The organism is Vibrio sp. B1ASS3 (assembly GCF_905175355.1).
GTDB classification, from domain to species: Bacteria; Pseudomonadota; Gammaproteobacteria; order Enterobacterales; family Vibrionaceae; genus Vibrio; species Vibrio owensii.
Genome location: NZ_HG992742.1, coordinates 1,897,845 through 1,915,036, shown reverse-complemented (window position 1 = coordinate 1,915,036; position 17,192 = coordinate 1,897,845). Strand labels below are relative to the sequence as shown.

The following is a 17,192-nucleotide window of genomic DNA, read 5'->3' as shown; positions in this document are numbered from 1 at the left end:
AATTTCCTTCTAGTCTTGTTCTCTATCTTTACTTTCAGAATGTAAAATCTGTAATTCGATAAGTTTTCGGCTGCCTGAGATGTGCCTTCTCATCAGCATTTCTGCCAACTCTTCATCACGGTTGCGAATCGCTTGCAGAATGAATTTGTGCTCGTTGAGTGCTTCATTAGGGCGAGATTGCGCACGTGGTGATTGGTAACGATACATGCGCAACAAGTGATACAGCTCGTCGCAAAGCAAAGAGATAAGCTTGCTGTTTCTGCTCGCTTGAATGATTCGATAATGGAAGTCGAAGTCACCATGCTGGTGGAAGTAAGACGATCCTTCGACTTCATCAATATGTTTGGAATGTGTCGACAATAGCATTTCCAAACTCAGTAACTCTTCTTGAGTGATATAGCGAGCCGCGAGCCTTGCAGCCATGCCTTCTAACGCTTCACGGACGGAATACAATTCGATGAGCTTTTCTGGCGAGAAAGTAATAACACGAGCACCAACATGCGGAATGCGCTCAATCAACCCAAGCCCTTCAAGACGCATCATGGCCTCACGTAGAGGACCTCTACTCACTTGATATTTCTTGGCTAACTCAGGCTCTGAGATTTTACTGCCCGGTTCAATTTCACCACTCACAATCGCTTCCACTAACGATTCGGTCAGCGATTCAGATTTAGTGTGCTCCTTCTCAGAGACAATCACTTTATGACGAGTTTTCAATTCTGTATTCATATTCAAGGCACTCGTATTTAGAAACCAAAGTGTCAACAATTTGTTAACTTGAATATAAAATAGACGATCAGATTGTCGACAATCAAGCAAATTGTCGACAATTTAGACTAAGGTATAGTGTTATTGAGTGATTTATGGGTGGAAAAACATTCAGTTCGATAAGAGTAAGCTGAAATTGTCGACAATAAAAACCCAATAAATTCAGCAAGTAAAAAGAATAAAGGAGCACAACAGCTCCCTACTTGGGTTTAATTTGCTAACGAACGGTCGGATTTGCCTAGTTGACTAGCTTGTAGGTTAAGTCTTTTTCATCCAACAAACCGGATTCAACCAGGTTTCGCTCTAACATCATGTCTTGCAGTTGTTTCAGCGAGTTGATGTTGCCGTAACTACGGCGGATCTGGTCAAACGCTTCTTCCAGTTGCGGTAAGTTTTGTGCATTCATCTGGTCGGTAGTCGCCTCAGAAGCCGCTAAAAACCACTCCACATCTTTAGTGATCTCTTGCACTTGAATCAGGCTTTCACGCAATTTCGCTTGGTAGTGCTCCACCTCTTTGATGGCAGAAAAGAACTCCGTCCAAGCTTGCATGTTATCGATAGCCGATGTGGAAGACATGGTGGTTTTGTTGAGTTTCACACGGGATTCATTGATCGCCTCTTTAAGCTTGAATAAACGCAAACTGAGCTCATCAGAACGCTTTGGTAACAACTTCACCTCGTACTTCACTAGCTTACGAATCGCATGAATGTGTTCATCACGCTTACGCGCCGAAAGCGCCAAGAACTCGTGATCGACTTTTCCTACCGAGTTAGTTTTAAGTTGCTTGCGAGCAGATTCAATTTTTTTTGTTAAGAAGAGATTTAACGCCTTTCTTTGAGCCTTCTTCCCACGCTTTGCGAGAAGCGGCTTTTAACGCTGCCCCACCTGCGACTTCCAAAAGGGCTGCCCCCTCTTTCGAGCCGGGAAATGGAATCATCCCGATACCAGTCCTTACCCCTTTTTGCGCAATATCCATCGCGACCATTTTCTTGTCACGTTTTACCCAGTTCTTGGCAGATTGGTATTTGTTACCGAATTTTCTCGCCCAACTTTTGTGATATGACTTACTGTCCTTTTCTACATTTTGCAAAAATTCTTTCGCCATCTTTTTTGCATTTTGACTCGCCATAAAGAACTCCTTTTCTTTTAATAAATCGAATAGCGAATAAGATCTAATACTGCTATTTTTTGAGTAATTTGATTAATAATAGTATTTATATTTCAAATTTTTATTATTGAAAAGTTCAAGCATAAGGATATGCAATGGCTGATAAATACAGCAGTTCGGCTAGTTTGATGTCTGCAAAAGACTCAAGTAATCAAGAACATATCATAAGTAATGCAACAATAAAGCAAACCTTGTCAGAGCCTTTTGAAATCAAAGCAATGCTGGTATCCAGTGGCTTTGACATGCAAGATCAACTAGGTCAGTTCCTTACCATAAACCGTTATTTCAACGAATCTGGCAGCAATACACTCAATCGTTCCTACAATGGAGTTGTGACATTGATCCAACATTTAGGAATGGATTCTAATTTGCAGAATCACCAATACGAAATAACGCTTAAACCGTGGTTTTGGTTATTAAAACACACACATTCTTTCCGGGTTTATCAAAATCAATCCACACAAGAAATTGTCAGTGATATTTTCGATAACGCAGGTTTCAAAGGTAACTATAAAATATCCAGCATGCCTTCGACCAAGCGTGAATATTGTTTGCAATATAACGAATCGGATTTTGACTTCGTTTCTCGCCTGCTCGCTGAAGAAGGCGTTCATTATTATTTTGAGCATGCGAGTGGTTCACACACTATGATTTTGCAAGATGCTCAAACTCCATTTGATAAAGCCAGCACTGCAAAATTTGACATGAAGGAAACGCCGACAGGCTCACTTCCTTTGCTTGAAGATTGGTGCCCTACCGTTGCTTTTCATGGCGCGAGTGTCGAGCTATCAAGCTACGATTATTCGCAGACGAAACTCATCACCAGCGGCAGTAAAACCTCCAGCAATACCATTGCCAACAACACTAAACTTGCCAACACGCGTTACCCGACTTTGGGTATCAGCGGGGACATGACGGATCTCTCTAGTAATCTTGCCAAGCGTCGAATCGAGTATGTTGAGCAGGATTACCAAAGTGTCATTGCCAGCGCCAAACATGATCTCTTCGAGCTCGGTACTTACTTCTCGCTTTCAAGCCATTTAGATAAAGATCAACTTGGTGACTTTTCGGTCATCAGTATGGAAGTGGAATACACTGAAAATGCACAGAGCAGCACCAGACTGAAAGTGATTCCAAAAGATACTCCTCACTACCCGCGACCTCGCTCAAAACAAGTGGTTCAGGGTTTACAGAGCGCAGTCGTTGCCGGCTCAACCGCAGGTGATATTAATCAGGACGAACAAGGTCGCGTGCGTATTCAGTTCCAATGGGATACAGACGCAAGCGGCGACAAAACCAGTTGTTATGTTCGTGTCGCACAAATGCTTGCGGGAAGTGGTTACGGTGCTCAATTTGTGCCACGAGTCGGGCAAGAAGTGCTGGTCTCTTTCATCGATGGCGATCCAGATAGACCAATCATCACGGGCAGCGTCTACAACAGCAAAAATGCCCCGCCATACGCAGAAGCCAATACAACAAAGTCTGGCATCAAAACCCAGCTTTCTGGTGAAAGCAATGAGCTCTACTTCGATGATAAAAAAGACAATGAACTGCTTTACCTTCATGCAGCCAAAGACCTGACGCAAGAAGTTGAAAACAACCAAACCGAAACCATCAAGGGTGAATTGAGCCAAACAGTCACCAAAGCGGTATCAGTATCGACAGAAGACAACTACTCGCTGAGCGTAACTAAAGCATTAAGCGAAAAAGCTAAATCGATTTCAATTGAAGCTGACGATTCTATCGAGCTCAAAGTTGGCTCAAGCAAAATAACCCTGTCCTCATCATCCATTGCTATTGAAGCAACCAATATCGACATCAAAGCGAGCAGCGCACTGAATTTGGAAGGTACCAACGTCACCAGCAAAGCCACTTCAGCCAACAAGGTTTCAGGCACCACGACGGCACTTGAAGCAACCAGTTCAAACAGCATTTCTGGCCTGAGTATTTCCATCAAAGCGGACACCACGCTTTCTGCTGAAGGCTCTTTGAGTGCGGAGTTTAAATCGGGTCTCAAAGCGACATTTGATGGCGGTGTAATGGGTGAAGTGAAAGGCGCAATTGTAAAGGTTAACTAATGAAATATAAGAAGATTCCATACCAAACGGCTGGGCAAATATTACCGAGATTCAAAGCCAGTGACGAAGCAAAGGCACTGCTCGACGAAGAAACCAGCATCAGCGATGCAATTCAATCACTCACAGACAAAGAGCTCTACAACGATCTCGTTCAGTTTTTGACTCACGCTCTACCCGTCCGTGAAGCCATCTGGTGGGGAGCACTGTGTTTAAATCAACGCAATGAGGAATGGTCACCACTTCAAAAGCAGAGTGTCGAAACTTGCATGGCGTGGGTGCGGTCACCCTCCGAAGAATTGCGCCGCAAAGCCGAACATCTCTCTCATCGATTGGAACTGAATTGTGGGCCATCTTGGCTTGCTCAAGCGGTATTTTGGAATGGTTCTGGCAGCATCGTTGCACCAGATATTCCACCCGTTATGCCTGATCCATTTCTGTACGCCAAAGCGACTGCGGGAGCGATCAATCACGCAGCTGCCCTTCCTGAATGGGACAAAACTAAACCTTACTATCAAGCCGCAATCGCAATGGCGCTTGATATCGCTGCAGGCGGTCAAGGCACTGCAGATAACCAATCACAAACTGCAGTACAAGGAGAGGTACGATGACGTTACCTGCTGCTCGTATCACTGACATGCATGTATGCCCAATGCAGACACCAGCAACCCCTCCAATTCCTCATGTGGGTGGTCCGGTCACCGGTCCTGGAGCTCCAACCGTACTGATCGGCAGCTTACCTGCTGCCACAGTGAGTGATGTCTGTGTTTGCGTTGGAACCCCGGATTCTATCGCGATGGGAAGCACGACCGTGCTATTAAGCAATAAGCCTGCAGCCCGAATGGGAGACACTACGTCTCACGGCGGAAGTATCGTTGCAGGAATGCCCACTGTACTTATAGGGGGATAAAACCCCTTTATAAATCAGGACATTATATTGATAGATGTATTCCTCCGACCAATTTTTTGGATCAACCTCTTACTTTTTATTAAATAGTTAATTTTTCTCAGCTATTTCAGAAAATTCTCACTAGACTCAAGTTTACAAACTATGAAACCAGAGTAATGGATTTATCTCTGACTTAATAAAACAATAATTCATGGATTGAATATGGTTAATATTGATAGTCTTTTGGCTCCGATCACAGATGGCTCGCCAAGTGGTGTCTATCTGAAGCTTGATAGAAGTGCCTATCGAGCACTTAGAAACAGTTACAATGCCGCGCAATCATCGTTTCGCCAATTGGTTGAAACGCCTGATGCATCTAGCGATCAAGCACTGCTTGAAAGCAACGATGACAACTGGGCACAGTTGCGTACTGCGACATACCACGCCCTCACCCAGTCAAGCAAAGACCTAGAGCTGCTAGGTTGGTATATCACCAGTCAGTTGTTCACCGACGCTCCTTATCGAAATCTTGCCGACGCAACGCAAGTGCTTCTAAGCACCGTGGAGCAGTTTTGGGACTCGCTCAATCCGTTCCTTCCTGAAGACAAACTAAAAAGCGCAGAAGAATCTGGCATCGCTAGAGAGCGAGCTGAGTTCCGGATGAAACCTCTGCTACAGCTTGTCGGCGAAACTCACGATACCACTGCCCTGTATATGCCTTTGCAGTTGATTGGCTTGATTGACGATGTCACCTTTGGCGATTACCTACGTGCAGAGCGCAACGGTTCGCTTGGCGAAATCAAAACTAAAGCGCAAAACCTATTCAACGCTGACACGCAAGACACCTTAATGGATTTGGCGCAAACTTATCAAAATCTTGATGCTATAGAACAAGCCATCGCTCAACAGTGCCAACCCGTTAATGCAACTCCTGTAAGTTTCAAATTCATCAAAGAAAACATTGCGGAGCTGATTAACGCGATCCGTTATCTCACTGAAGACAAGTTTTCTAAATGGCCGCTAGATGATCAATTTAGATTGATTGCCGAAGAAGCCCAGGCTCCCCCCGTCGTATCAAACTCTCCTGAAACAACCTATCAGGCAACTGAAAATGCAGAAGTAGCACCAACCTCATCAGAGCCAGAAGCAGAGCAAATTACGACGACACCGTTGCTAGATTCGATTCCTGCAAATGAAACACACCAGCCAGCTGCACCCACTACGATGAATATCGCTGGTCAGATCCAAAATCGCGACCACGCTTTTCATGAACTTAGAAAGCTCGCCGATTACTTCAAACAAACCGAGCCACACAGCCCTGTTCCGTTCTTGTTAGAGCGCGCGATTCGATGGGGTTATCTAAGCTTGCCAGAACTACTCCAAGAAATGACTGGCGGCAACAGCCAAGTTCTGAGTCATATCAATCAACTCACCGGAATGGACAACTTAGAACAAACCATTCTGAAGACAATTCCTGAACCACAATCAGTGCCAGAGTCGATTCCAACCGTTTCTGCGCCTGAGGTTCAAAACACCTCTAATGAGGAGTCTCAAAGTGCAACGTCAATTGAACCTACAACGTCAGAGCAAAGCGACACTCCTAATACAACCAACCAACCAGAAGTAAAAACTACTCAATCGTCGAGCGGTATTACCGATTTCGAGTGGTGAAGCAAAAAATGCTAATAAGCAAAGGAGAACCAAATGGCTTCTATTTACATGAGAATTGATGGCACTACACCAAAAGGTGCTGCAACGGTAGATAAGATCGGTGGCAAGGATGGATTTTTTGCTATTGATACAGTGAACTGGAGTGCCGTTCGTGGCGTTGGCATCGACGTCGGTAACGCAAACAACGCAGACCAAGGCATGGTCGCGCTAGGTGAAGTGAACATCACTCGTGGCTGTGATGGTGCAACGCCTTACCTAACAACGTTCCTATACGCGCCAGGTGGTGAAGGTAAAACCATCGAGATCGTAATGACCAAACCAAACCGTGAAGGTTCTGGTGCAGATCCATACCTAATCCTGACACTAAGCGCAGCACGCATGTCGAGCTACAACATGGGCGCGTCGGATGGTCACCTGCCAAATGAATCATTCAGCCTGACATACACCGAGATTTCGAAAGCGTACTACATCGAAGGCGAAGGCGGCAAAATCGAGAAAGGTCCTGAAGTGGGCTTTGACGCGACGACAGCGAAAGTTACTTCGACAGCTTCTTAATGGAATAAGGAGATACCATTATGGCACTGAACTCCCAACACAAGCGAGTTAGCAAAAACCGTGTAAGTATTACTTACGATGTCGAGACGAATGGCGCAGTAGAAACCAAAGAACTCCCTTTTGTGGTGGGAGTCGTCGGTGATTATTCGGGTCACAAGCAAGACAAAGAAGACGTGGAAGATCGCACCTTCTATGACGTCGACAAAGACAACTTCGATACTGTTATGAAGCGTGTTGGCCCTGAGTTATCACTCAAAGTGGACAACGTTTTGGTTGATGACGACAGCCAAATCGAAGCGAGTCTGAAATTCTCATCAATGAAAGATTTCGAGCCTGAAGCCATCGTTGAACAAGTTGAACCGCTCAAGAAGCTTGTTGAGACTCGTAACCAACTCAAAGTACTGCTTTCAAAAGCGGACCGTTCTCGTGATCTAGAGAAGCTACTCAAGGAAGTTCTGCAAAGCGCAGACACTATCAACGCCCTTTCCGATGAGCTAGGCATCCAGAAAGAAGGAGCAGAATAATGACGACGGAAGTTGAAAACCAACCACAAGCAGAAGCGGCTGAAGCTTCGTTGAGCTTTCTGGATCGTGCAATCGAAGCGACCACACAAACGCCAGCGGACACAACAAAAGAACTGTTCTCAGTGTTGGCAGAGCAAGCGCTAAGCGGCACGGTAACATGGGACAAGAACGTCACCAAAACGATTGAAAACGCCATTGTAGAGATCGACAAAAAGCTTTCTAAACAGCTATCGAAAGTCATGCAAGAAAATGACTTCCAAAAGCTAGAAGGTTCATGGCGTGGTCTGCAAAAACTGGTTAAAGAGAGCGACCTAGGACGCTCACTGAAAATCAAAATGGTCGACTACACCAAAGACGAACTGCTTGATCAGTTTGAAGATGCCCCAGCCATCGACCGTAGCCCATTGTTTAACGCGGTATACCAAGGCGAATACGGCACAGCAGGTGGTGAACCATACGGCACCTTCATCGGCGACTACGAGTTCAGCGCAAAAGATGAAGACGTCGCCCTACTACGCTACATGGGTGAAGTAGCCGCTGCGTGTCACGCTCCGTTCGTTGCCGCAGCAAACGCTGAAATGTTTGAGTTCAATGACTTCACTACCTTCGAAGAAGGCAAACCTGTCGCGGCTGGTTTTGATTCTCCGGCTTATGCTGCATGGAACTCGTTCCGTGAGAGTGACGACGCGCGCTACGTAACTCTAACACTACCTCGCACACTCGCTCGCCTTCCTTACGGTGAGAAAGGTCTTGGCACCAAACTGTTTAGCTACGAAGAGTTAAACACTGACCAAGATGGCAATCCGAATCCATCTAGCAACAATGAGTTGGTTTGGTCAAATGCCGCTTACGAGTTAGGTCTGAAAATGACGCAAGCGTTCACTGCGTACGGTTGGTGTACAGCGATTCGCGGTCTGGATAACGGTGGTAAAGTGGAAAACCTACCAAACCTAACGTACAAGACCGAAGCTGGCGACTTGGTTCAACAATGTCCAACAGAAGTGAACCTAACCGACGAACGCGAGAAAGAGTTAAGTGACCTAGGCTTCCTGCCACTGGTTCACTACAAGAACTCAAACTACGGCGTGTTCATCGGTGGTCAAACAACACAGCAACCGAAGACGTACACAGATCCAGATGCAACAGCAAACGCAGCGATTTCAGCGCGTCTTCCTTACATCATGGCAAGTGGTCGCATCGCTCACTACTTGAAAGTCATGGGTCGCGACAAGCTAGGTTCAAACCTAGAAGCGCCAGACATTCAACGTGAACTTCAACTGTGGATCGATCAATACACCAACGCAGGTGCAATTGGTAATGATCAACGAGCGAAAACACCATTGGCGGAGTCTCGCATTGAAGTGGTTGAACAACCGGGTAAACCGGGCGCGTATTCAGCCGTTGCTCACCTAAGACCTTGGCTACAACTTGAAGAGCTGACTACGTCGGTTCGTATGGTAGCGAAGATCCCAGGTTAAGCATGATAGAGCTTGGTCGAAGTAGGATGCTTCGACCAAGCCAATTCGATTTAGGTCACAAGGATAGTATGAGTAAGATTTATCACTCAGGTTGGCAGACCCAATTTACACAGCTAGACGATAAAGACAGCGACTTTTTACAAGAGGCGCTCTCTTTACTGTCTCAAGTGTCTCGCTCCGCGCTAGACAATCCCGATGCGCTTATCACACATGTTTCGCGCTTGATTGCAGAGATTGACAATAAGCTCTCGAAACAGATGGATGAGTTATTGCATCATCCAGAATTTGAGGCACTGCAAACCAATTGGCTTGGGCTTCAAGGCTTAGCCACCCTGCCCGTTAATTACCAACGTACTCAACTCAAGCTACTCAATATGAGTTGGGAAGAAGTGTCTTCCGACGTCAATCAAGCCTACAGCACCAAAACGTCTGAGCTGTACAACAAGATCGGCAACCAAGAGTTAAACACCTTAGGCGGACATCCATTCGGTTGCTTGCTGTTCACGCAGCCAGTAGCGGCAGATATGGATTTCGAATCTGACTACGATGATTTATTCACCGTAGAACTATTGAGCCGCTTGGGTGAAGCGACGTTATGCCCAATGCTATTTGCTCCTAATCGCGATTTCTTTGTCGAATCCGGCGCAGACTGGCTGTCTGATATCAACCGAATCGAGAAGATCCTTGCCAGCCCTGATTACCAATCGTGGCAGTCTTTACGCAGTAAGTCCTCTGCGCGTTTTGTCGGTTTAGTGATGCCAGAAATGTGCATGCGTACACGTTATCTAAACGCCAAAGTGGGATTCATCTACAACGAGAAGCAAAACGGGCTTTGGGGCAATGCGGGCTTTGCGTTTGTATCCACCATTATGCGAGAGCATCAACGGGTGAGTTGGTTTGGCTTCTTGAAATCTCGTTGGAACGACAACAACCAAGGTGCCGTGGTCAATCAAAGCCAAAGCGATAGCCATTTTCTGATTCAACCACAAACCAAAGTGACCTTGTTTGGGCAACTGTCGACCTTCTACAGTCGCAGCGGTTTTATCCCTCTTACTAAGAGTCCTTTGAGCGATAAGTTTTACTTCAATGGTAACAATTCGATTTGGCACAACAGTGAGTCTGATAACGAGAAAGTCCTCACTCAAATCCAAACCTCGTTGATGTCTTGCCGTATTGCACATTATCTCAAAGTACAAGTACGCGAAATGATCGGTAGCTTCAAAACAGCTGCTGAGTGTGAGTTATTCCTCTCCCAATGGGTTGAAAAATTCTCTAGTAACGTTGCGTACGCCAATGAAGAAACCCTATCAAAATACCCATTGAGTTTTGCAAAGATCAGCGTGTGCGACTCTGACCATCATCCGGGCAATTTCGTCTGTACATTGCGTATCGTCCCGCAGTATCAATACGACCATTTCAGTGGCGAAGTGGTGCTGACAACAGAATTGGATGAGGTGGCGTAATGAGTTTTTGGCGTACCTTTGTGCAAACTGCCCCTACGACTCGTCGAGATGATATCGAGGACATCAAGTATCACCTGACTCACCTGTTTGATTCAGAAGCGTCACTGATGAGCATTGATGATCGGTTAACCGAAGTGCAGCGCTCTAACTATCGTTTTGGCATCGAGGATGTGCATCTGTTGAGTGCTAGTCTCGACCACCAGCAATTAGCCCTCAAACTAGAAAACTACATTCGACATTTCGAGCCACGCCTTAGCCAAGTCATGGTTGAACTGGTTGAGCGTAAAGCGGGAGAAAACACCATCGCGTTCAATATTGTCGCCAAAGCCAAAACGGCACAGGGCGAAAAAGAGCTGATTTTTGATTCCAAGATTTCATTAAGCGACATGACCACCGATATGAAGGAGGATTTGTATGAGTGATCCTCTACTGCGTTATTACGAGCAAGAACTGACTTTTGTTCGCCGTGCTCTCGGTCAATTTGGCTCTGAACATCCAGAACACGCACAACGTCTCAATATCCATCAGGGACAAATCGAAGATCCAAGTTTGGCTCGCTTATTGGATGGCGTGGCATTACTGAATGCCAACGTCGAAAAACGTCTATCTGAGCAAATCCCTGAAGTTGTCGAAGGACTACTTGGCGTACTCTACCCAAGTTACATTCAAACGGTACCAAGTGTGGCGTATCTAGAAATGAGCACAGACGCGCCTTCCACAGACAGCACGACGCTTCCAAAAGGCACACGCTTTTCTTCCGAGTCACAAGGCAAAACATGTTTGTTCACCACAACGGATGAACTCAAAACGACACCATTTACACTGATTGACACCAAGGCAAGCAGCGCGCCTTTTGACTTCAATCGCCCAAAAGGTAGTGAACAAACTACCGCCGTTATTCAACTCACTCTGTCTACTGGCGATGATGATGTGCACTTCAGTCAATTCGCGTTAGAAGATCTCGACTTCTTCGTTCAAGGTTTCGAGAACAATGCGGATTCCTTAGTTGAACTGCTGCTTAGTGAAGCGCGTGCAATATCGATTTCCGACATAAATGGCGAGAATCACGCGGTCTTGGCTGCCAATCAGCTCAAGAGCCGAATCAGCGATAAACAGTTTCAATTTCTGCCACAAAAAGGCAATCAATTTTCTGGCTACCATTTGATGAACGAATTTTTCTTCTTCAAAGAGAAACGTCAGTTCTTCCGTCTTAAAGGCTTTGGTGAAGCCTGTCAGCAACATGATTGCTCCACTGTGGTATTAAACCTGTTCATGCACTCTTTGCCGATGGAGTTTATCCGTCTTTTCGATAACCAAGTGTTTAAGCTCAATGTCGTGCCTGCGGTGAACCTCTTCGAGCAAACGGGCGAACCAACCAGCTATGACCAACGCAGCCTCACCATTCCCGTTAATGCCGATACACATACCGATAATGAGATTCAAGTGGTCGACATTTTGGATGTGTTTGAGATTACATCGAGCGGTCAAAAACTGCTGACGCCATTGTTTAAAGACAGTTACCAAAGCGACCCACATTGTGATTACTGGCAAAGCCGCAAAGACTCCACTGGTGAGCTGCGATTGGCGATCAGCCTAAACGCCAACCAAGAGCTCGAATTCAACAAACTCTACGGTACTCGCCTTCTTTGTACCAATGGCAAACAAGCATGCACCATCAGTGGTGAGATGACATGTTTAGAGCCGATCGATTTACCCGGCGATTTTCATTCGCTCTACCCACCTTCAGCTCCGATAGAACGTGAATCTGACGCTAATATGCACTGGCAATTTATTGGGCTTCTGAACAGTAATTTCTCGTCACTTTTGCACTCTGAAGATCCTACTCAGCAGCTTAAGCAAATGCTGCAATTGTGTAGTCGCAATCAGTTAGTAAGCGATGAAATTCAGATGATTCAGTCAGTTAAAGTGCGCTCGCAAGTTTCATCGATGCGTATTCTAGGCAAGAACGTCTTCTCTCCGGGCACAGAGATTGAAATCACTCTCGATACGTCTGGCAACTATCTGACTTTCACCGATGTGTTGAATCGCTTCTTCCAACAGTTCTGTAGTTTTGATCGCTACATTCAGCTCACAATTCGTCTTTATGGCAAAGATGGCATTGCGAGGCGTTATCCAAAAATCCACGGGAGCCAGCGCTCGATGTAGCGTGGAAGATAGATGATGTCGATGTCACTGATTAACGATTTAAAGGCGAACCCACATGAGTATGACTTTGCTCAAGCAATGCGATTGCTGATGCAAATGGCAAAACAGTCTGGGCACAAGCTGAAGTTAGAGCTTAAAGCGGAAGCCATGCCTCATGGTGATGCCGACGATATTCAATACTTCTCGTTCAGTGACCACAGCGCCAAGGTTCGCATTGCTCAGCAAGCACTATCTGGCGCACAAGGGGTTATCCCAAACTATATCTATGAAGAATTGTTGTTTGCACTGCATAACGACGATCACGCACTGAAAGACTTTTTAGACGTATTCAATCAACGCCATTTTGAACTTGCCGCGCAGCTAGAACTCGCTCCTCACCTTTTGGTGCAGAAAGAGCTGGCAAAAGAAAAAACCGATTTACTCAAACAACTGGCGAACCTGAAACGCGAACACGGTGCGCTGTTCCAGTATTCACTGCTGTTCGCTCAAGGGCATCGTAATTTAGAAACGTTAGAGCAGATCCTTAACGACTACTTCCCTTACCAAATCGATGTGTCGACTAAGAGCCATGAACGTCGTCAGTTACCCGCGAGTTCTCTTACCCGTTTAGGACTGAGAGATGACTATAACAGCGGAATCGGACAAGGCTTCCTCATCGGCAAAACGTGCATGACTTACAACCAACATCTTGTAGTGAGCATCCAGCCTGCCAACCGCAAAGAGCTGCATCAAATTCATAGAGATACTCAGTTGGCGAGCCACATGCGCCAGCTCATTCAACATTATTTACGAGACGCCACGCCGATTTCTATTTATCTCAACGTTAAGCGTGCGTATCTCGAAAAACCAAGGCTGTCTGCTCAACCAGATCAAGCCGCGAAATTGGGTGAAGTGGATTGCCTCGCCCCAGAACGTAAACCTACAGAGCGGATTCGGATTCTTCTGAAATAGCTAGGTAGACACCGCGACGACAAAGAAGGTTATCGCGCAAAAGACAAGGATAAGGTTATGACACAAGTAACGCTGACAAATTTAGTCGCCAAGTTATCGCCAGAATTAAAACGCGCATTGGAAGCCTCTGCGGGTGCAGCTATGAATCAAGGCGTTGCTGCCATTGAGCCGGAACATTGGCTGCTCACGCTATTGAATCAGCAAGACACGCACTTAAAAACTCTGATTGAGAGTCAGAAGATCAACCAAGATCAACTTGCCAGTGAACTATCAAATCGCATCGAACGCTTACCAAAAGTGCAAGACAGCCAACCAACGCTCAGCCACGCACTGACTGAACTTCTAAAAGACGCTTGGATGATTGCCTCCGTTAACTATGGTCATGGCGAAATCATCAGCTTGCATCTCGTTCAAGCGCTGTTGCAGCAGAACGTCATGGGCGTATCGACCAACAATCTCGAATCACTACAGAACGTGTCGACCGAGTCCCTGCAAGGTTTAATCAACAAAACGCCGGTTAAGCGAGCAACACAACAAAGCACAGGTGAAGCAAGTTCAGCCACAAATACAGCAAGCGCGAACGACGCATTAAGCAAGTACACCATCAACCTGACTCAACAAGCGATTGAAGGCAATATCGACCCGATTTCTGGGCGTAATTCTGAAGTGAGAAAAGCTATCGACATTCTTTGTCGTAAACGCCAGAACAACCCTATTTTCGTTGGTGAGCCGGGCGTGGGTAAAACCGCTGTCGTTGAAGGCTTAGCGCTGAGAATCGCAGCAGATGAAGTGCCAAGTGCGTTGCAAGGCGTTCAACTCCATTCACTTGATTTAGGTTTGTTACAAGCAGGTGCCAGCGTAAAAGGCGAATTTGAAAACCGCCTTAAAGATGTCATCAATGAGGTGAAAAACAGTGATGTGCCAATCATTGTATTTATTGATGAAGCACATACGCTGATCGGCGCTGGCGGTGCAGCAGGACAAAATGATGCTGCCAACTTATTGAAACCGGCTCTTGCGCGTGGTGAGTTCAAAACCATTGCCGCAACAACATGGGCAGAATACAAAAAGTACTTTGAGAAAGATCCAGCTCTGACTCGCCGTTTCCAAGTCGTCACGGTAGAAGAACCAAACGCAGAAGATGCCAAACAAATGCTGCGTGGCATTGCAACTTCATTGCAAAAGCACCACGGCGCGTTTATCACTGAATCCGCGATCGATGCCGCGGTCAACCTATCCATTCGCTACTTACCTTCTCGCCAATTGCCAGATAAAGCGATCAGCCTGCTCGATACCGCTAGTGCGCGTATTGCATTAACTCAAGGTGCAAAACCAGAAGTGATTGAAGCGTTGGAGCAAACCATTCGTTATCAACAAAACGAGCAGTCTGCTTTGGAGAAAGAGTTTGATTTGTTCGGCACAGGCGCAGAAGAGATTGCCGAATTGAAGCAAGAAATCACCACCAATCAATCTCAATTAGCGGACTACCAAACGCGTTGGGAACAAGAGATTACATTGGTTGATGAGATTAAAGCGCTTCAACAAAGCATCACAGAAAGTGAAACGCCGGACGAAACTCAGCAAAGCCAGTTGAATGCCCTTCTCGACCAATTACGTGAGCTTCAAGGCGAAGAACCGTTAGTTAATGCGATGGTGGATGACGCGACCATCGCTCAAGTCATTTCCGGTTGGACAGGCATTCCTGTCGGCAGCATGATGAGTGATGAAATAGCTCGCCTATTGTCACTAGAATCAGAGCTGGATAAACGCGTTATCGGTCAAAACGTAGCAAAGCAAGAGCTGGCAAAAGCGATTCGAATCTCGCGCGCTGGCTTAACTGATAATCGCAAGCCAATCGGTGTGTTCTTGATGTGTGGTCCAAGTGGTGTCGGTAAAACGGAAACCGCCATGGCGCTGGCTGAGCAACTTTACGGAGGCAGCAACGATCTCACGGTTATCAACATGACCGAGTTTAAAGAAGAACACAAAATCTCCATGTTACTTGGCTCGCCTGCTGGCTATGTTGGCTTTGGTGAAGGTGGCGTGTTAACCGAGGCGATTCGCCGCAATCCCTACTCTGTCTTGCTTTTGGATGAGATGGAAAAAGCGCATCCGGGCGTTCATGACCTCTTCTATCAAATCTTCGATAAAGGACACATCAAAGACAGCGAAGGTCGCACGGTCGATTTCAAAAACACCTTAATCATCATGACTTCTAACGCCGCTGATCAAGCAATTTGCGATGTGTGTGATGAAAACGCCGAACGCATCAGCAACGATGAACTGCTCGAAGCAATTCGTCCCGATCTACAACGCTACTTCAAACCTGCATTCTTAGGGCGTACCACCATCGTGCCTTATTACCCACTCAACGATGATGAGCTGGCGAAGATCACCGAAATCGCGCTAAACCGCATTCGCAAAAAACTGGCAGAACAGTATCAAGCGAGCTTTACGTGGGATGCAGGTTTCGTGGATTTGGTTGTCAGCAAAAACACCGACCCTACGACAGGTGGTCGCGCGGTTGAGCAAATCATTAACCGCTCTTTGATGCCGAAGTTGGCAGAAGAATGCATCGCGCGTCTGAGCACACAACAACCAATTAGCCAAGTGACGGTCACCGCTGCGTCGACGCCACAGGGCTTTGAACTGGATATTCAGTAGTAACGAATCATGATGTTTAGAAGCGTACATTCGCCCCATCTCGTCACCACCTCGATTCTTGTTCAAGAGGCGGCGGTCAGCTGTGGGGTGAGCTTTTTCCGCAAAATAACCAAGCTGGTTTCATCGCTGTTTATTTTGCTTGGTGCCCTCTTCTCGTTCGAAGTATGGGCGCAAGTTTGGATTGGTCCCGACCGATTGCTGCTTGCAACTCACAAATGGGCACCGTACCAAACTCACCAGAATCAAAACATGGATGGGTTTGCGCTCAACCGCGTCAAATGCGCGCTGGGCGAAATGGGACAACCTTACCAACTGACCATGACGGAATGGTCTGACGCACAGCTTCACGTGCACAGTGGTCAACAACATGGATTTTTCGTCTCGCCGAAAACCAGAGAACACGACAGCTACGCAACGTTGTCTGCTCCCATTACCGAGCAAAAACTGCGTTGGTATTTTGGTCCCGGTGTAGAGCCTAAGCTTGATGATTTGTCAAAGTTGAACCTTAAGTTCTCGGCAGAATTTGGCTCAAGTACATGGTTTTGGCTGAAACGTAATGGATACAACGTCGTTAAGCAGCCACGAGATGCTAAGGTTTTACTAAGGCTTTTAAAACAAAGAGAAATTGACGTCGCACTGGAAGATGAACGGGTGTTCCACACGGAAATCAGCCAAGCCTCTCTTCCAAGCGATTACTTCTATTCTCAAGTATTCGAAACCAAGCCAATGGGCGTGTATTTCTCTAACCGCTTTTTGGACAAATATTCTGGTTTCTTAACCGCTTTCAACACAGCGTTGGCTAAATGCGAGGGATAACAA

Annotated in this window: 14 protein-coding genes and 1 pseudogene; 13 read left to right on the top strand and 2 right to left on the bottom strand. The window is 46.3% G+C overall.

The window, feature by feature from the left end; genetic code table 11:
• Window positions 1–9 precede the first annotated feature (9 nt).
• Together KJB05_RS09000 and KJB05_RS28940 are read right to left on the bottom strand one after the other, a co-directional pair.
• Complete coding sequence (locus KJB05_RS09000; RefSeq protein ID WP_009696948.1) at window positions 10–729, bottom strand: GntR family transcriptional regulator; 720 nt, start codon at window positions 727–729, stop codon at window positions 10–12.
• Window positions 730–1,006: 277 nt separating this feature from the next.
• A pseudogene (locus KJB05_RS28940) lies at window positions 1,007–1,898 on the bottom strand (hypothetical protein).
• 134 nt (window positions 1,899–2,032) lie between these two features.
• Here KJB05_RS28940 and tssI point away from each other — a divergent pair.
• The 13 genes from tssI to KJB05_RS08930 all read left to right on the top strand — a co-directional run bounded on the left by tssI (window position 2,033) and on the right by KJB05_RS08930 (window position 17,189).
• The gene (gene tssI, locus KJB05_RS08990) at window positions 2,033–4,015 is read left to right on the top strand and encodes a type VI secretion system tip protein TssI/VgrG (RefSeq protein WP_208445500.1); all 1,983 of its coding nucleotides are present in this window, start codon (window positions 2,033–2,035) and stop codon (window positions 4,013–4,015) included.
• Entirely contained in the window at window positions 4,015–4,623 is a 609-nt protein-coding gene (locus KJB05_RS08985) for a hypothetical protein (protein ID WP_208445499.1), read from the top strand. Before tssI ends, KJB05_RS08985 begins: the two co-directional genes overlap by 1 nt.
• Complete coding sequence (locus KJB05_RS08980; protein ID WP_005426629.1) at window positions 4,620–4,922, top strand: PAAR domain-containing protein; 303 nt, start codon at window positions 4,620–4,622, stop codon at window positions 4,920–4,922. Before KJB05_RS08985 ends, KJB05_RS08980 begins: the two co-directional genes overlap by 4 nt.
• 201 nt (window positions 4,923–5,123) lie before the next feature.
• Entirely contained in the window at window positions 5,124–6,572 is a 1,449-nt protein-coding gene (locus KJB05_RS08975) for a type VI secretion system ImpA family N-terminal domain-containing protein (RefSeq protein ID WP_208445498.1), read from the top strand.
• Between the two features lie 33 nt (window positions 6,573–6,605).
• Window positions 6,606–7,127: a type VI secretion system tube protein Hcp gene (locus KJB05_RS08970; protein WP_005443647.1), complete on the top strand. Its 522-nt coding sequence runs from the start codon at window positions 6,606–6,608 to the stop codon at window positions 7,125–7,127.
• A 20-nt stretch (window positions 7,128–7,147) separates the two neighbouring features.
• Window positions 7,148–7,651 (top strand): type VI secretion system contractile sheath small subunit, encoded by a 504-nt coding sequence (gene tssB / locus KJB05_RS08965; protein WP_208445497.1) that lies wholly within the window; start codon window positions 7,148–7,150, stop codon window positions 7,649–7,651.
• Complete coding sequence (gene tssC, locus KJB05_RS08960; RefSeq protein WP_041060079.1) at window positions 7,651–9,129, top strand: type VI secretion system contractile sheath large subunit; 1,479 nt, start codon at window positions 7,651–7,653, stop codon at window positions 9,127–9,129. Before tssB ends, tssC begins: the two co-directional genes overlap by 1 nt.
• A 68-nt stretch (window positions 9,130–9,197) precedes the next feature.
• Window positions 9,198–10,592, top strand: coding sequence for a type VI secretion system contractile sheath large subunit (locus KJB05_RS08955; RefSeq protein WP_208445496.1), 1,395 nt, complete (start codon window positions 9,198–9,200; stop codon window positions 10,590–10,592).
• Window positions 10,592–11,014 (top strand): type VI secretion system baseplate subunit TssE, encoded by a 423-nt coding sequence (tssE, locus tag KJB05_RS08950; RefSeq protein WP_199458592.1) that lies wholly within the window; start codon window positions 10,592–10,594, stop codon window positions 11,012–11,014. The genes KJB05_RS08955 and tssE overlap by 1 nt, the downstream gene beginning before the upstream one ends.
• Entirely contained in the window at window positions 11,007–12,758 is a 1,752-nt protein-coding gene (gene tssF / locus KJB05_RS08945; protein WP_208445495.1) for a type VI secretion system baseplate subunit TssF, read from the top strand. Before tssE ends, tssF begins: the two co-directional genes overlap by 8 nt.
• Window positions 12,759–12,770: 12 nt before the next feature.
• The gene (locus KJB05_RS08940; protein WP_208445494.1) at window positions 12,771–13,709 is read left to right on the top strand and encodes a type VI secretion system baseplate subunit TssG; all 939 of its coding nucleotides are present in this window, start codon (window positions 12,771–12,773) and stop codon (window positions 13,707–13,709) included.
• Between the two features lie 57 nt (window positions 13,710–13,766).
• Window positions 13,767–16,373, top strand: a complete 2,607-nt coding sequence (gene tssH / locus KJB05_RS08935) for a type VI secretion system ATPase TssH (RefSeq protein ID WP_208445493.1) — start codon at window positions 13,767–13,769, stop codon at window positions 16,371–16,373.
• Window positions 16,374–16,385: 12 nt separating this feature from the next.
• Complete coding sequence (locus KJB05_RS08930; protein ID WP_240538044.1) at window positions 16,386–17,189, top strand: ABC transporter substrate-binding protein; 804 nt, start codon at window positions 16,386–16,388, stop codon at window positions 17,187–17,189.
• Window positions 17,190–17,192 lie beyond the last annotated feature (3 nt).

Excerpts from the sequence above, each read along its gene's own strand:
- tssC (WP_041060079.1), top strand. The coding sequence starts at position 7,651 with ATGACGACGGAAGTTGAAAACCAACCACAAGCAGAAGCGGCTGAAGCT.
- tssB (WP_208445497.1), top strand. The coding sequence starts at position 7,148 with ATGGCACTGAACTCCCAACACAAGCGAGTTAGCAAAAACCGTGTAAGT.
- KJB05_RS08940 (WP_208445494.1), top strand. The coding sequence starts at position 12,771 with ATGATGTCGATGTCACTGATTAACGATTTAAAGGCGAACCCACATGAG.
- tssF (WP_208445495.1), top strand. The coding sequence starts at position 11,007 with ATGAGTGATCCTCTACTGCGTTATTACGAGCAAGAACTGACTTTTGTT.
- KJB05_RS08930 (WP_240538044.1), top strand. The coding sequence starts at position 16,386 with ATGTTTAGAAGCGTACATTCGCCCCATCTCGTCACCACCTCGATTCTT.
- tssI (WP_208445500.1), top strand. The coding sequence starts at position 2,033 with ATGGCTGATAAATACAGCAGTTCGGCTAGTTTGATGTCTGCAAAAGAC.
- KJB05_RS09000 (WP_009696948.1), bottom strand. The coding sequence starts at position 729 with ATGAATACAGAATTGAAAACTCGTCATAAAGTGATTGTCTCTGAGAAG.
- KJB05_RS08985 (WP_208445499.1), top strand. The coding sequence starts at position 4,015 with ATGAAATATAAGAAGATTCCATACCAAACGGCTGGGCAAATATTACCG.
- KJB05_RS08955 (WP_208445496.1), top strand. The coding sequence starts at position 9,198 with ATGAGTAAGATTTATCACTCAGGTTGGCAGACCCAATTTACACAGCTA.
- tssH (WP_208445493.1), top strand. The coding sequence starts at position 13,767 with ATGACACAAGTAACGCTGACAAATTTAGTCGCCAAGTTATCGCCAGAA.
- KJB05_RS08980 (WP_005426629.1), top strand. The coding sequence starts at position 4,620 with ATGACGTTACCTGCTGCTCGTATCACTGACATGCATGTATGCCCAATG.
- tssE (WP_199458592.1), top strand. The coding sequence starts at position 10,592 with ATGAGTTTTTGGCGTACCTTTGTGCAAACTGCCCCTACGACTCGTCGA.
- KJB05_RS08975 (WP_208445498.1), top strand. The coding sequence starts at position 5,124 with ATGGTTAATATTGATAGTCTTTTGGCTCCGATCACAGATGGCTCGCCA.
- KJB05_RS08970 (WP_005443647.1), top strand. The coding sequence starts at position 6,606 with ATGGCTTCTATTTACATGAGAATTGATGGCACTACACCAAAAGGTGCT.